A 13,888-nucleotide genomic window follows, 5' to 3' on the forward strand; every position below is an offset into this window, starting at 1 on the left:
GCGTGGCGGACCATAGCGGAAACGCCATGGCAACGCTATCTGTTGCCGCATCGCCTGGGCGCGACATTTCGCGTGCACTGTATAGACCACATGGTCCTAACGATAAACTGTCGGATAAGCCAGATGCCAGAATTGCCAGAAGTCGAAACCGTCAGACGTGGCCTTGCGCCCGCCATGGAAGGCGCAAGGGTCCGCAGGCTCCATCTCGGCCGCCCCGATTTGCGCTTTCCATTCCCGCAGGATTTCGCAGCGCTTATCGAAGGCAAGACGATCCTGTCGCTCGGGCGCAGGGCGAAATATCTTCTGATCGAACTGGAGGATGGGCTGACCATCGTTTCCCACCTCGGCATGTCCGGCTCGTTCCGCATCGAGGCGGAGGCGGGTGAGGCCGGCGATGCTCCAGGCGTGTTTCACCATGCCCGGTCCAAAGACGGCAAGCATGACCATGTCGTCTTTCATCTGGATAAAGGGGAAGAGCGCGTCTGCGTCATCTATAATGATCCGCGCCGCTTCGGCTTCATGCATCTGGTGGAGCGCAACAAGCTCGACCTTTACCCCGCTTTTGCCGAGCTCGGCCCGGAGCCGACAGGCAATGCGCTGAGCGCGGATTATCTGGCGAGCCGGTTTGAAGGCAAAAGCCAGCCCCTGAAAAGCACATTGCTCGACCAGAAGGTCATTGCCGGTCTCGGCAATATCTATGTCTGCGAGGCGCTGTGGCGCGCGCATCTTTCGCCTTTGCGGGCGGCGGGGACGCTGGTGACGAAAGGTGGCAAGCCCAAAGCGCAGCTCGTCGATCTGACGGAGAAAATCCGCGACGTGATCGCGGATGCGATCGCCGCTGGCGGCTCCTCATTGCGAGACCATATACAGACGGACGGAACGCTCGGTTATTTCCAGCATTCCTTTTCAGTCTACGATCAGGAAGGCCAGCCTTGCCGGACGCCCGGCTGCCGGGGTACGGTTGAAAGGGTGGTGCAGGCCGGTCGTTCGACCTTTTATTGCGCCGCCTGCCAGAAGTAACGGAGCCGGAGTGCCGGAAGGGGAGATTGCCGTGGACTATGAAACGATACTGGTCGAGAAACGCGATGAGGTGGGTGTCATCACCCTCAACCGCCCCAAGGCGCTCAACGCTCTCAATTCGGTGCTTCTGAAAGAGCTGCGGCACATTCTGTCTTCGTTTTCCGCCGATGATTCCATCGGTGCGATCATTATTACCGGTTCGGAAAAGGCATTTGCGGCAGGCGCCGATATCAAGGAAATGCAGGGGCTGGATTTCGTCGATGCCTATGTCGGTGATTTTCTCGGCGGCTGGGACGAGGTTGCGGCCACCCGCAAGCCAGTCATCGCCGCCGTATCCGGCTTTGCGCTTGGCGGCGGCTGCGAACTGGCGATGATGTGCGATTTCATCATCGCTTCGGACACGGCAAAATTCGGCCAGCCGGAAATCACCCTCGGCGTCATCCCTGGCATGGGCGGCTCGCAGCGGCTGACACGGGCGGTCGGCAAGGCGAAGGCCATGGACCTGGTTCTGACCGGGCGCATGATGGATGCGGCGGAAGCTGAGCGGGCCGGTCTCGTGTCGCGTGTCGTGCCGGCTGCAAATCTCATGGACGAGGCGGTGGAGGCGGCAACCCGCATCGCTTCCCTGTCGCGTGCTTCCGTTCTCATGGCCAAGGAAAGCGTCAATCGCTCCTTCGAGGTGCCGCTTGCGGAAGGACTGAGATATGAAAGACGATCCTTCCAGTCGCTCTTTGCGACAGCGGATCAGAAGGAGGGCATGGCCGCCTTCGTGGAAAAGCGCAAACCCGCTTTCCGGAATCGCTAAGGATTCGGAATATCGGCGCTTTTAAGCGTTTTGCGCGTTGACGGGCGTAAGCTTTAGCGGTATATGCCCGCCCACGGTTAAGGAAAGCCATCCGGCTTGTCCGAAATTACTCCCGCATTCTTGGGTTACGTGAGGTCTTCGAACGACCCGATCCTATGGTTGCGGAATTTGGTTTGAATTCGAAGAGAGGCATACATGGCCAATACAACTTCGGCGAAAAAGGCGACCCGCAAGATCGCTCGCCGTACCGCAGTCAACAAGGCTCGCCGTTCGCGCGTTCGCGGCTTCATCCGCAAGGTCGAGGAAGCCATCGCTTCCGGTGATCTCGCAGTCGCTACCGAAGCTCTGAAGGCAGCTCAGCCCGAGATCCAGCGCGCCGCCACCCGGGGCGTGCTGCACGGCAACACCGCATCCCGCAAGGTGTCGCGTCTCGCACAGCGCGTTAAGGCTCTTTCCGCCTAATCCGGCTAATCACAAATAATTATTCAAAAAGCCTGGTCTTTTGACCGGGCTTTTTGTGATTCTAACTGCCCGTTAACCATTGCTGCCGTAACGTGACAAACGCATGTCAGATGGACGACAGGAAATTTGCAATAAAAACAACAGCTTGCTGGAGGTCTCTGGAAAACTCGGGGGCTTTCTCTACGGAAGTCGCGGCCAGTTTTGAGTCAAGAAGATTTTTATTTTTTTGCCAAAATCAGCTCTCAAAAATTGCCAAAATTGAATCTCATTGATTCATAAGCGATTCTGCTTCGCACCTCGTCGGTGATGCAAAACGGCCTTTGCGAGTCAATGGCCGATCTGAGTTTTTGCAGAAAAAACGCCATTGATCTCTCCCCACGATCCTGCCTAAATGCATTTCAACAAGGGGTGCGGATCTCAGTCCACAGATTATCTCGATGATCGTATCGACGATATTCACCTTCTTGCTGGCGGGTCTTTCGGGGTCCGTTTTTTCAGGTCATGGAGCTTTTTGTGCCGTTTCGGTCTCCGGAACGGGCGGGAGCTTTTGTCCTCAAGAATGCGCCTTAAGGTTGTAACGAAAGGAGCGTTTTAGCGTGTCGCAGGCCTCTCCATGAGGGGGAGGGAAATGGGATAACCGGCTCGCAAACGAGTAGTCGCCTTTGACGTTCTTTCGAGGGGAACGCTGGAGGCAAAAATATACGAGGGGGATCTCTGGCGATCGATCTTTGATCGTCAGGCTATGATTGGCAATTTGAAAGGCGGCAATATGCAATTGAATTTGGCGATGGGTGCGGTGGCTGATGGGGACCGCGCACCGAAGACGCGTGATGCAGCTTGCTCAGATGCGGCAGGGGACAAATCGGCAATGACGCACGATGCGCTGTTTGAACGTTTTAGCGCGCGGCTCAAGGCACAGGTTGGTCCGGAGGTCTATGCAAGCTGGTTTGCACGGCTCAAACTCCATTCCGTTTCGAAAAGCGTCGTCCGTTTTACCGTTCCGACGACCTTTTTGAAGTCCTGGATCAACAACCGTTACATGGATCTGATCACGAACCTCGTCCAGAGCGAGGATCCGGATGTGCTGAAGGTGGAGATTCTGGTCCGCTCGGCCAGCCGCCCGGTCCGTCCGGCACAGACGGAGGAAAGGGCGCAGCCCGTTCCGGAAGTCGGCGCGGTTCAGCGTAACAAGTCCTTCATTCCGTCGCAGCCCGCGACGCCTGCCGCACAGCCTGCGGCTTCGCAGGCGACCCTGCGTCAGGGCGGTTCCGGGCCGTTGTTCGGTTCGCCGCTCGACACCCGTTTCACCTTCGATACCTTTGTCGAAGGCTCGTCCAACCGCGTCGCGCTCGCGGCGGCAAAGACGATCGCCGAAGCGGGTGCCGGCGCCGTGCGCTTCAACCCGCTGTTCATCCATGCGGGTGTCGGCCTCGGCAAGACGCATCTTCTGCAGGCAATCGCCAATGCCGCCATAGACAGCCCGCGCAATCCGCGCGTGGTCTATCTGACGGCAGAATATTTCATGTGGCGTTTCGCCACTGCGATCCGCGACAATGACGCGCTGACGCTGAAGGATACGCTGCGCAATATCGACCTGCTCGTCATCGACGACATGCAGTTCCTGCAGGGCAAGATGATCCAGCACGAATTCTGCCATCTGCTGAACATGCTGCTCGACAGCGCCAAGCAGGTCGTGGTTGCGGCTGACCGTGCGCCGTGGGAGCTGGAATCGCTCGATCCGCGTGTCCGTTCCCGCCTTCAGGGCGGCATGGCCATCGAGATCGAAGGTCCCGACTACGACATGCGCTATGAAATGCTCAACCGCCGCCTCGGCTCGGCACGTCAGGACGATCCGTCCTTCGAGATTTCGGATGAAATCCTGACCCATGTGGCCAAGAGCGTGACGGCAAGCGGACGCGAACTGGAAGGCGCCTTCAACCAGCTGATGTTCCGTCGCTCCTTCGAGCCGAACCTTTCGGTTGATCGTGTCGATGAGCTGCTGTCGCATCTCGTCGGGACGGGTGAGGCCAAGCGTGTACGCATCGAGGATATTCAGCGCATCGTCGCCAAGCACTATAATGTGTCGCGACAGGAGCTGGTGTCCAACCGCCGCACCCGCGTCATCGTCAAGCCGCGCCAGATCGCCATGTATCTGGCAAAAATGCTGACGCCGCGTTCTTTCCCCGAGATCGGTCGCCGTTTCGGCGGTCGCGATCACACCACGGTTCTGCATGCCGTGCGCAAGATCGAGGAACTGATTTCCGGCGACACCAAGCTCGGCCATGAGGTTGAGCTGTTGAAACGCCTGATCAACGAAAACAACGCATGAAAAAAGCGGCCTTCGGGTCGCTTTTTTATTGTCGTCTTGTCTATTGGGCTAAAGCTGGGGTGGAGGCTGGCGTCAGCAGGCGAGATCGGCCACCACCGCGTCCAGAATAAGCATGCCGGACGGCGTGCAGCGCAGGCGGGAATTGCCGAGCCTCTCCACGAAACCGTGCTGGAGGAGGAATTCCTCCTTTTCCGGATCGAGATCGCGGCCGGAAAGGTCGCTCCAGCGGGCGAGATCGATACCTTCGCGCAGGCGAAGTCCCATCAGCAGCAATTCATCGGCCTGCTCATCGACGCCAAGCAGCTCCTGATCGACCATGCCGTGGCCTTCCCGCTCAACGGTTTCGAGCCAGTTTTCCGGGTGGCGCTCGGTGGCGGTTGCGAGCTTGGAAGCGCCTCTCGTCAGGCGTCCATGCGCGCCGGGGCCGATGCCGGCATAATCGCCATAACGCCAGTAGGTCAGGTTGTGGCGGCTTTCAGCACCCGGCCGGGCATGGTTGGAAACCTCATAGGCCGGCATGCCGTAACGCTCGGTGATTTCCTGCGTCGCCTCATAAAGCACAGCCGAATGTTCGCCATCCGGCACGATGAGCTTGCCGGCCTTGTGCAGCCCGTAGAAGGGTGTGCCTTCCTCGATGGTCAGCTGATAGAGCGAAAGATGGTCGACAGCGTAGGAGACAGCCTCTTTCAGCTCTGCGTCCCATTCGGCCACCGTCTGGTTCGGGCGGGCATAGATGAGATCGAAGGACATGCGCGGAAAAATCTCCCGCGCCAGCCGGATGGCTTTCAAAGCATCGGCAACATCATGCAGGCGGCCGAGGAACTTCAGGTCCCGGTCGTTCAGCGCCTGTACGCCGAGCGAGACACGGTTGACGCCCGCCGCGCGGTAACCGCGAAAACGCTCCGCCTCGACGCTGGAAGGATTGGCTTCCATGGTGATCTCGATACCATCCGGCACATGCCAGAAGCGCGAGACGCCATCGAGAAGTGCGCCCACCGTCTGCGGGTCCATCAGCGACGGCGTGCCGCCGCCCATAAAAATGCTGGTCACGACGCGCGGACCGCTCAGCGTCCGCATATGCTCCATTTCACGGAGAAAGGCCGCCGTAAACCGTTCCTGATCCACCGGCCGGTGGCGGACATGGCTGTTGAAATCGCAATAGGGACATTTGGCCGCACAGAAGGGCCAGTGCAGATAGATCCCGAAACCGGGATCGCCCGTATCCGGCAAAAGCGACGCGCCGGGGGCAGAAAGTTGATGCTCCCCGACCATCGGGTTCATGCCTCCAGGCAGGTTTCTACGAATTTTTTAAACGCCCGGGCACGGTGGGAAAGCGCGAAGGCGTCGCCGTGTTTCCAGCCGTGTTTTTCATCCGCGCTCATCTCACCGAATGTGGTGTCGTATCCTTCCGGTTTGAAGACCGGATCGTAACCGAAACCGCTCGTTCCGCGCGGCGGCCACACCACCGTGCCTTCCACCTCGCCGCGGAAATATTCGAGATGCCCGTCCGGCCAGGCCAGGCACAGCACGCTGACGAAGCGGCCGGTGCGGTCTTCCGGCTTCGAAGCGCCGCGCTCGGCCAGCGCATCCTCGACCTTCTGCATCGCCATGGCGAAGTCGCGGGTACCATCGGCCGTTTCCGCCCAATTGGCGGTATAGACACCTGGCGCACCATCCAGCGCATCGATGACCAGACCGGAATCGTCGGACAAAGCCGGAAGACCCGATGCCTTCGCGGAGGCAAGCGCCTTGATGGCGGCATTTTCCTCGAAGGTCGTACCCGTCTCATCCGGCTCTTCGAAATTCAGCTCCGCCGCCGATTTGGCGGAAAAGCCGAAAGGCCCGATCAGATCGGCGATTTCGGCGATCTTGCCCTTGTTGTGGCTGGCGACGACGATCGTTCTGGTATCGAGCTTGCGCATGGTGCTTTCCTGTCGGCTCAGGCGATCGCCTGTTTCTGAAGGGCAACCAGTTCGCTGCAACCGGCCTTGGCAAGACCGAGCAGCGTCAGGAATTCTTCCTCGGAGAAGGGCGCGCCTTCCGCCGTGCCCTGAACCTCGACGATGCCGCCCGAGCCCGTGATGACAAAGTTGGCATCCGTCTCGGCCGAGGAATCTTCGAGATAATCGAGATCGATTACCGGCTGGTTGGCGAAGATGCCGCAGGAGATCGCGGCGATATGGTCCTTCAGAACCTTCTCGACCTTGATCATGTTGCGGGTTTCCATCCATTTCAGGCAATCGTGGAGTGCAATCCATGCGCCGGTGATGGAGGCGGTGCGGGTGCCGCCATCGGCCTGGATCACGTCGCAGTCGATGCTGATCTGGCGCTCACCAAGTGCCTGCAGATCAACGACGGCGCGCAGCGAACGACCGATGAGGCGCTGGATTTCCTGGGTGCGACCGCCCTGCTTGCCGGAAGCGGCTTCGCGCTTCATGCGCTCATGGGTGGAGCGCGGCAGCATGCCATATTCGGCGGTGACCCAGCCCTTGCCGCTGTTGCGCAGCCATGGCGGCGTCTTTTCTTCAAGGCTTGCGGTGACGAGCACATGCGTGTCGCCGAATTTCACGAGACAGGAACCTTCGGCATGTTTCGAGAAATTGCGCTCGAAGGAAACCTTGCGCATCTGGTCGGTTTTTCTGCCTGAAGGCCGCATATGATCCACTCTCCATGTTGGTCCCTGCCTTCTAAGGCGAGGTCCGGGCTTTTGCAAAGCCAATTTCCATTTTGCCCCGGCGTTGCAACGCATTATATTGATGCAAGCTGGTTTGAACGACAAAGAACGGACGAAATGGGTTTTTCCGCACCGCTATCAAAAGATCAGGCATCGCTGCTGGATGAACGGTCTCGGGAAATTTTCCGGCGCATCGTCGAAGGTTATCTCGATACGGGCGAGCCGCTCGGATCGCGCAGCCTGTCGCGGCTGTTGCCGATGTCGCTTTCACCCGCCTCCGTCCGCAATGTCATGAGCGATCTCGAAGAGCTCGGCCTCATCTATTCGCCGCATATCAGCGCCGGTCGCCTGCCGACCCAGACGGGGCTGCGCTTCTTTGTTGACGCCTTCATGCAGGTGGGTGATCTGCCCGCCGAGGAAAGGGCGACTATCGATCGCCAGATCGGGCCGGTCGCCGGTCACGAACAGTCGCTGGAAGGGCTGTTGACGGAGGCAAGCCGCATGCTGTCCGGCATGTCGCGCGGGGCGGGCCTCGTATTGACGGCGAAGAACGATGTCATCCTGAAGCATGTCGAATTCATAAGGCTGGAACCCACCAAGGCGCTCGCCGTGCTGGTGGGCGACCACAATCAGGTCGAAAACCGCATCATCGAATTGCCGGCCGGCATTTCCTCATCGCAATTGACCGAAGCGGCGAATTTCATCAATGCCCATCTCTCCGGTCAGACGCTGCATGAGTTGCGCGGTCAGTTCCAGACGCAGCGGGCGGAACTGCAATCGGAACTCGGCATATTGGCGCAGGACCTCGTGGAGCGCGGTCTGGCGGTATGGGCGGGAGACAATGAGGAGGGCAAGCTCGGTCGTCTCATCGTTCGCGGTCGCTCCAACCTGCTCGAAGGTCTCGCCGGCGAGGAAGATATCGATCGGGTGCGCCTGCTGTTCGACGACCTGGAGCGCAAGGAAAATCTCATCGAAATCCTCAATCTCGCGGAAAGCGGCTCGGGGGTCAGGATTTTCATCGGCTCGGAAAACAAGCTGTTTTCCCTCTCCGGTTCGTCGCTGATCGTCGCGCCTTATCGCGATGAGGACAATCGTGTCGTGGGTGCGGTCGGCGTCATTGGCCCGACCCGGCTGAATTACGCCCGTATCGTGCCGATGGTGGACTATACGGCGCAGATCATGGCCCGCCTTTCCCGCAAGCAGAGATAGGACAGACCCGCAAGGTCAGGGAATGCGGCAAGCTTTTCGCCGCAAGCCTTGATTTTTGCCCGTCAAAGCTCGATATCGGGCGCAACCAACATATTCAAATCTGGAGAACGTCATGACCGACGATACAAAAAAGCCCGGACCTGACGCGGACGTCGCGGAAGAGTTTGTCGATCTTGCTCAGGCAGGTGAAGAACAGGCCGAAACGGCAGAGCCCGATCCGGTGGAGCTGCTCAAGGCTGAGAACGCCGATCTGCGCGATAAATTTCTGCGCCTTGCCGCCGAGATGGACAATCTTCGCCGCCGCACCGAGCGTGATGTCAAGGACGCCAAGGCCTATTCGCTGGCTGCCTTTGCACGCGACATGCTTGCCGTTTCGGATAATCTTCGCCGCGCGCTTGAAGCCATTCCCGATGAACTCAAGACCAATGGCGAAGCCGGTCTCAATGGTTTGATCGAAGGCGTCGAGATGACGGAACGTTCGATGCTGTCGACGCTGGAACGCCACGGTGTCAAGAAGATCGACGCGGAGGGCCAGAAGTTCGACCCGAATTTCCATCAGGCCATGTTCGAAATTCCGAATCCGGCAGTTCCGAACAATACCGTGCTGCAGGTGGTTCAGGCCGGTTTCACCATTGGCGACCGCGTCCTGCGCCCGGCAATGGTCGGCGTCGCCAAGGGCGGCCCGAAGGCGGAAGTTGCCGGATCGGCCGAGCCGGGCACGTCGTCTCTCAATGAAAAGGATGCGTAAGGCATCTATCTTTACGTCATAAAAAACGCGCCTTCAGGGCGCGTTTTTTATTGCCGTTAAACTGAGGGAGTTAGCCCACGATCAGGCCGCCGTCGCCTGTTCCTGATTGAGGAAGGCGTAGATTGCGGTGTCGGAATCGGTGGCGCGCAGCTTGGCGACCAGTTCAGGGTCGCGCAGGGCGCGTGCAATTCTGGACAAAGCCTTCAGGTGATCCGCGCCGGCGCCCTCGGGCGCGAGCAGCAGGAAAACCAGATCGACGGGCTGGTCGTCCAGCGCTTCGAAATCGACCGGTGTTTCAAGACGTGCGAAGACGCCGGTGATCTGATGGATGCTGTTGAGCTTGCCATGCGGAATGGCGATGCCGTGGCCCACACCGGTGGAGCCGAGTTTCTCACGCTGGAGGATGACGTCGAAAACTTCCCGTTCCGAGACTCCGGTAATTCTGGCTGCCTTTGCGGCCAGCTCCTGAAGCAACTGCTTTTTGGAATTCACCTTGAGGGCGGGAATAATCGCATCTTGTTGCAGCAAATCTGCCAACGCCATTCTCTTTTTCCTTCATGCCATCGAGACGATGCAGGAGGCAGGTGCATTTGCGCGCTCTGCCTCCCACGTCTTGTCAGACTGTTCAGCTCTTGATCGTTTCCGCGTCGATCCAGCCGATATTGCCATCATGACGCCGGTAAACGATGTTGAGATATTCCTTGCCGGGGCTGCGGAACAGCAGAACCGGTTCGTCCGTCATGTCGAGCGCCATCACGGCGCTTGCGACGGACATTGTCTTAATCTGTTTCGAACTCTCCGCTACGATGGTGGGTGCGTAATCTTCGGGAACCTCGTGGTCCTCATCGGGAATAGCATCCATCACCGTATAGGCGATTTCCTGCGACACGCCATTCGCACCATTGTGGTGGTCCTTAAGCTTGCGCTTGTAGCGGCGCAGGCGCTTCTCGATCCGCTCTGCGGCGGCATCGAAGCTGGCCTGCGGATCATTTGCCTGACCCGCCGCATGCAATACAACGCCGGTATCGAGATGCAGCTTGCAGTCGGCGGCAAAACGCGATCCGGACTTCTCCACGGTCACCTGGCCTGAATACCCCCCATCGAAGTATTTGGTAACCGCCAGACCTATATTGTCCTCGATCCGCTGACGGAAAGATTCACCGATCTCCATATGTTTACCAGATACACGCACACTCATGGAAATTTTCCTTTTTGTAGTGATTTGCGAGTACCAGCTTACGTCAAGCCGCGCGCGCATCCAAGCGTTTCGAAGACCTTAAAAAGCCCTCATTCGAATTTTACGCCCATGGACGGTGGAGATGAATCCGTTACAAATGACCTTGCTTACGTGTGCGGCGGGCTTCTAGCCCTTGCCGTGACAAGAGTCAATGGTGCGGCAAAAAACCGCCATAAACGTGATCGCGGCCGCCGCTCAGAAGGTGGACAGCTTGGCCATCGCCTTCTTTTCCCGGCGCCTTTGCACGGAGGAGGGGATGTTCATCGCCTCGCGATATTTGGCGACGGTGCGGCGGGCGATATCGATGCCGCTCTTTTTCAGATTGTCGACGATATCATCGTCTGAAAGAACCGCCTCGGCGGCCTCCTGCGAGATCATGGCCTTGATGCGGTGGCGCACCGCTTCTGCCGAATGGCTGTCTCCGCCTTCCACGGCGCTGATCGACACGCTGAAGAAATATTTCAGCTCGAACAGACCGCGCGGCGTCAGCATGTATTTTTTCGATGTCACCCGGCTGACGGTGGATTCGTGCATCTTGATGGCGTCTGCCACCGTCTTGAGGTTCAGCGGGCGCAGATGATCCACGCCATTGACGAGAAAGGCGTCCTGCTGGCGCACGATTTCCGTCGCGACCTTCATGATTGTCCGGGCGCGCTGATCGAGGCTGCGGGTCAGCCAATGTGCCGTCTGCATGCACTCAGTCAGAAAATCCTGATCCTCGCCTGCACGTGCCTTATGTTTCGACACCTCGGCGAAATAACTCTGGTTGATGAGCACGCGCGGCAGGGTCTCGGGATTGATTTCCACCAGCCAGCCGCCGGTGGAGGAGGGGCGAACGATAATGTCGGGAACGATGGTCTCCGAAACCATCGAATCGTAACCCGCGCCGGGGCGGGGGTTGAGCGTGCGGATTTCCGCCAGCATGTCGAGGAGGTCTTCCTCATCGACGCCGCAGATTTTTTTAAGGGAGGCGAAATCGCGTTTCGCCAGAAGTTCCAGATTGTCGACGAAAGCCCGCATGGCCGGGTCGAGCCGGTCCTTCTGGGCAAGCTGGATTGCCAGACATTCGCTTAAGGAGCGGGAAAATACACCCGGTGGGTCGAAACCCTGAAGCGTCTTCAGAACGTGCTCGACCGCTGACGGTGCCGCTCCCAGCCGTTCGGCGACGTCGTCGACGGCATCCGCCGCAATATAGCCGGTCTCATCAAGCTGGCCGATCAGCGCATCGGCGATCATCCGGTCCTCGGCGGCGGATATGGCGAGCGGCAGTTGCTGATTGAGATGGTCGCCGAGACTCTGTCTGGCCGCGACGAAATCGTCGAGGTCGTAACTTTCCCCCGACTCCTGGCCGGGCATGGATTTCCATTGGCCGGCCAGTTCGGGCGCATCGGCCTTTCTGGGCTCGGCATCGTCGGGAAAGACGTTTTCGAAGCTGGTGTCCAGTTGCTCGCCGAGATTTGCGGCGCGGTCGCCATACCAGTCGTCGCTGTCGGACGTCACCGTCGCGGATCTCTCCGGGCCTTCGCCGTCCACGTCACCGAAACTCTCAGTCTCTGCCGGGGCATCGCTGCTCAAATCGCCATCGTTTGCCGCAATTTCCAGCAGTGGATTGCGCTCCACCTCCTGCGCAATGAACTGCGTCAGCTCGAAATGCGTCATCTGAAGCAGCTGGATGGACTGCATCAGTTGCGGTGTCATCACGAGAGACTGGTTTTGACGCAGCAAAAGGCTGGCAGACAATGCCATGGCGGACGCGAAACTCCCCTTACAGCTTCTCCATCGCCTGATTTTCCAGAAATTTTACTGAGACGACGGAACTTGGCCCAAAAATTGCTTTTTTATCTTGTTTGGTCAAGCGTCAGGGCGGGGCGCGATGAAGAATCTTTCGCGCGCCGATCATGATGATTTTAGGTCGAAACGACCTAAAATCTTAAATCATGATCTAGATCATATAATTAGAGCGGGATTTCAAGCGAAAACCACACACTTTTCGCGATCCCGCTCTAGGCGTTCAAAGGCTGAAATTATTGCCGAGATAGAGACGGCGTACATCCGGATTGTTGACGATATCGTCCGGACGTCCATGCGTCAGCACCTCGCCGGCATGGATGATGTAGGCGCGGTCGATGAGACCGAGCGTTTCACGGACATTGTGATCGGTCACGAGAACGCCGATGCCGCGCGCTGTCAGGTGTCTCACCAGATTCTGGATATCGCTGACCGAAATCGGATCGACGCCCGCGAAAGGTTCGTCGAGCAGCATGAAGGTCGGATCGGTCGCGAGTGCGCGCGCGATTTCCAGACGCCGCCGCTCACCACCCGAAAGCGCCACGGCAGGCGACTTTCGCAGTTGCGCGATATGAAACTCTTCCAGCAGCTCATCGAGCTTGCGGTTGCGCTTGGCAGCGTCCGGCTCATGCACTTCCAGCACGGCGCGGATGTTTTCCTCGACCGTCAAGCCCCGGAAGATCGATGCTTCCTGCGGCAGATAACCGACGCCGAGACGGGCGCGCCGGTACATCGGCATGGTGGTGACATCATTGCCGTTGATGGCGATCTTGCCGGTATCCACGGGCACCAGGCCCGTGATCATGTAAAAACAGGTGGTTTTACCCGCACCGTTCGGGCCGAGCAGTCCCACGGCCTCGCCTCGGCGCACGACCAGCGAAACCCCGTTGACGACACGGCGCGTATTATAGGTCTTCGTCAGGCCATGCGCGATCAGCGTGCCCTGATAGGGGGTCTTGTCCGCCGGCGAGGCCGCATCCGCGGATCGGCTGCGCCCGCCGCCGAATATCTTTGAGATCGAGGGTATCTTCACGAGGAAAGACTACTGTTTTTTCTGCGATTTCGGATCGAGCATGATCCGGACAGGGCCGCCGCAGCTTTCCAGCTTGGCCTGTCCCGTATTCATCAGAACGGTGAGCTTGCAGCCAGTGAAGACATTCGTGCCTTCGGACAGCACGACCTGCTTGCCGGTCAGGATGAAGGTCTGCGCCGCCATGTCGAATTCGCCGTGATCGGCCGTCGCCTTCTGGGTCTCGGACGTCAGGTAGACATTATTGTCGACGAAGATTTTTTCGATATTGGCGTCGCCGCTGGTGAGCGAAGAACCCTCGCCCTTGTAATTCACGGTCATCTTGCCGGCCTGAAGGGTGGTCGTTCCCTGCACCACTTTCACATTGCCGGTGAAATAGGCCTTGCGCTCCTGATCGCGAATCTCGAGCTGATCGCTTTCAATCGCGATCGGCTGGTCGCCTGAGAGCTTGACGCCCTGCATGTTGCTGGTGGTGTTCTGGGCGAAAGCCACAGTTGCAAGACAGGAAAAGACAAGGCCTGCGGCTGCAAGGCCGGCGGATTTGCCAAGGGAAACGGGACGGGAAATTTGCATCATCTGGACCGGG

At 58.7% G+C, this 13,888-nt stretch carries 14 protein-coding genes; 6 read left to right on the forward strand and 8 right to left on the reverse strand.

Translation table 11 applies throughout. The features are described 5' to 3' along the window. Positions 1-123 precede the first annotated feature (123 nt). The 4 genes from mutM (at position 124) to dnaA (ending at position 4,616) form a co-directional block, all read left to right on the forward strand. On the forward strand, positions 124-1,020 hold the full coding sequence (mutM, locus tag ACQZ40_RS01375; RefSeq protein WP_125145220.1) for a bifunctional DNA-formamidopyrimidine glycosylase/DNA-(apurinic or apyrimidinic site) lyase: 897 nt from the start codon (positions 124-126) through the stop codon (positions 1,018-1,020). 31 nt (positions 1,021-1,051) lie between these two features. Continuing rightward, a complete protein-coding gene (locus ACQZ40_RS01380) occupies positions 1,052-1,825 on the forward strand; it encodes an enoyl-CoA hydratase (RefSeq protein WP_065654587.1) in 774 nt (257 codons plus the stop codon). A 195-nt stretch (positions 1,826-2,020) separates the two neighbouring features. Further along, on the forward strand, positions 2,021-2,287 hold the full coding sequence (gene rpsT / locus ACQZ40_RS01385) for a 30S ribosomal protein S20 (RefSeq protein WP_003493474.1): 267 nt from the start codon (positions 2,021-2,023) through the stop codon (positions 2,285-2,287). A gap of 868 nt (positions 2,288-3,155) precedes the next feature. After that, positions 3,156-4,616 (forward strand): chromosomal replication initiator protein DnaA, encoded by a 1,461-nt coding sequence (dnaA, locus tag ACQZ40_RS01390; protein WP_003520091.1) that lies wholly within the window; start codon positions 3,156-3,158, stop codon positions 4,614-4,616. Positions 4,617-4,688: 72 nt separating this feature from the next. Here dnaA and hemW read toward each other — a convergent pair whose 3' ends face one another. The 3 genes from hemW to rph are packed head-to-tail and all read right to left on the reverse strand — an operon-like array spanning position 4,689 to position 7,272. Further along, positions 4,689-5,888 carry a radical SAM family heme chaperone HemW gene (hemW, locus tag ACQZ40_RS01395; protein ID WP_065654859.1) on the reverse strand — a complete coding sequence of 400 codons (1,200 nt, stop codon included), beginning with the start codon at positions 5,886-5,888 and terminating at the stop codon, positions 4,689-4,691. 5 nt (positions 5,889-5,893) lie between these two features. Next, a complete protein-coding gene (gene rdgB / locus ACQZ40_RS01400) occupies positions 5,894-6,538 on the reverse strand; it encodes an RdgB/HAM1 family non-canonical purine NTP pyrophosphatase (protein WP_003520089.1) in 645 nt (214 codons plus the stop codon). Between the two features lie 17 nt (positions 6,539-6,555). Next, on the reverse strand, positions 6,556-7,272 hold the full coding sequence (gene rph, locus ACQZ40_RS01405) for a ribonuclease PH (protein WP_003503798.1): 717 nt from the start codon (positions 7,270-7,272) through the stop codon (positions 6,556-6,558). Between the two features lie 135 nt (positions 7,273-7,407). On the opposite strand from rph, the gene hrcA reads away from it, so the two are divergent. Next, a complete protein-coding gene (hrcA, locus tag ACQZ40_RS01410) occupies positions 7,408-8,499 on the forward strand; it encodes a heat-inducible transcriptional repressor HrcA (RefSeq protein ID WP_020811203.1) in 1,092 nt (363 codons plus the stop codon). Positions 8,500-8,611: 112 nt separating this feature from the next. Next, entirely contained in the window at positions 8,612-9,247 is a 636-nt protein-coding gene (gene grpE / locus ACQZ40_RS01415) for a nucleotide exchange factor GrpE (RefSeq protein WP_338809981.1), read from the forward strand. Positions 9,248-9,328: 81 nt separating this feature from the next. Here grpE and ptsN read toward each other — a convergent pair whose 3' ends face one another. The 5 genes from ptsN to ACQZ40_RS01440 all read right to left on the reverse strand — a co-directional run bounded on the left by ptsN (position 9,329) and on the right by ACQZ40_RS01440 (position 13,878). Continuing rightward, on the reverse strand, positions 9,329-9,790 hold the full coding sequence (gene ptsN / locus ACQZ40_RS01420; RefSeq protein ID WP_003503792.1) for a PTS IIA-like nitrogen regulatory protein PtsN: 462 nt from the start codon (positions 9,788-9,790) through the stop codon (positions 9,329-9,331). An 82-nt stretch (positions 9,791-9,872) separates the two neighbouring features. After that, entirely contained in the window at positions 9,873-10,445 is a 573-nt protein-coding gene (gene hpf, locus ACQZ40_RS01425) for a ribosome hibernation-promoting factor, HPF/YfiA family (RefSeq protein WP_003520085.1), read from the reverse strand. 234 nt (positions 10,446-10,679) lie between these two features. Beyond that, positions 10,680-12,230, reverse strand: a complete 1,551-nt coding sequence (gene rpoN, locus ACQZ40_RS01430; protein WP_448747260.1) for an RNA polymerase factor sigma-54 — start codon at positions 12,228-12,230, stop codon at positions 10,680-10,682. A 265-nt stretch (positions 12,231-12,495) separates the two neighbouring features. Then, complete coding sequence (gene lptB / locus ACQZ40_RS01435; protein ID WP_003520083.1) at positions 12,496-13,305, reverse strand: LPS export ABC transporter ATP-binding protein; 810 nt, start codon at positions 13,303-13,305, stop codon at positions 12,496-12,498. Positions 13,306-13,314: 9 nt separating this feature from the next. Continuing rightward, on the reverse strand, positions 13,315-13,878 hold the full coding sequence (locus tag ACQZ40_RS01440; RefSeq protein ID WP_003503784.1) for an LptA/OstA family protein: 564 nt from the start codon (positions 13,876-13,878) through the stop codon (positions 13,315-13,317). Between the last annotated feature and the right edge of the window lie 10 nt (positions 13,879-13,888).

This window comes from Agrobacterium sp. 16-172Ci (assembly GCF_053522725.1).

Bases quoted from the DNA above. Each gene is read 5' to 3' on its own strand.
- mutM (WP_125145220.1), top strand. From the start codon at position 124: ATGCCAGAATTGCCAGAAGTCGAAACCGTCAGACGTGGCCTTGCGCCC.
- rpsT (WP_003493474.1), top strand. From the start codon at position 2,021: ATGGCCAATACAACTTCGGCGAAAAAGGCGACCCGCAAGATCGCTCGC.
- dnaA (WP_003520091.1), top strand. From the start codon at position 3,156: ATGACGCACGATGCGCTGTTTGAACGTTTTAGCGCGCGGCTCAAGGCA.
- hemW (WP_065654859.1), bottom strand. From the start codon at position 5,888: ATGGTCGGGGAGCATCAACTTTCTGCCCCCGGCGCGTCGCTTTTGCCG.
- rdgB (WP_003520089.1), bottom strand. From the start codon at position 6,538: ATGCGCAAGCTCGATACCAGAACGATCGTCGTCGCCAGCCACAACAAG.
- rph (WP_003503798.1), bottom strand. From the start codon at position 7,272: ATGCGGCCTTCAGGCAGAAAAACCGACCAGATGCGCAAGGTTTCCTTC.
- hrcA (WP_020811203.1), top strand. From the start codon at position 7,408: ATGGGTTTTTCCGCACCGCTATCAAAAGATCAGGCATCGCTGCTGGAT.
- grpE (WP_338809981.1), top strand. From the start codon at position 8,612: ATGACCGACGATACAAAAAAGCCCGGACCTGACGCGGACGTCGCGGAA.
- ptsN (WP_003503792.1), bottom strand. From the start codon at position 9,790: ATGGCGTTGGCAGATTTGCTGCAACAAGATGCGATTATTCCCGCCCTC.
- hpf (WP_003520085.1), bottom strand. From the start codon at position 10,445: ATGAGTGTGCGTGTATCTGGTAAACATATGGAGATCGGTGAATCTTTC.
- rpoN (WP_448747260.1), bottom strand. From the start codon at position 12,230: ATGGCATTGTCTGCCAGCCTTTTGCTGCGTCAAAACCAGTCTCTCGTG.
- ACQZ40_RS01440 (WP_003503784.1), bottom strand. From the start codon at position 13,878: ATGATGCAAATTTCCCGTCCCGTTTCCCTTGGCAAATCCGCCGGCCTT.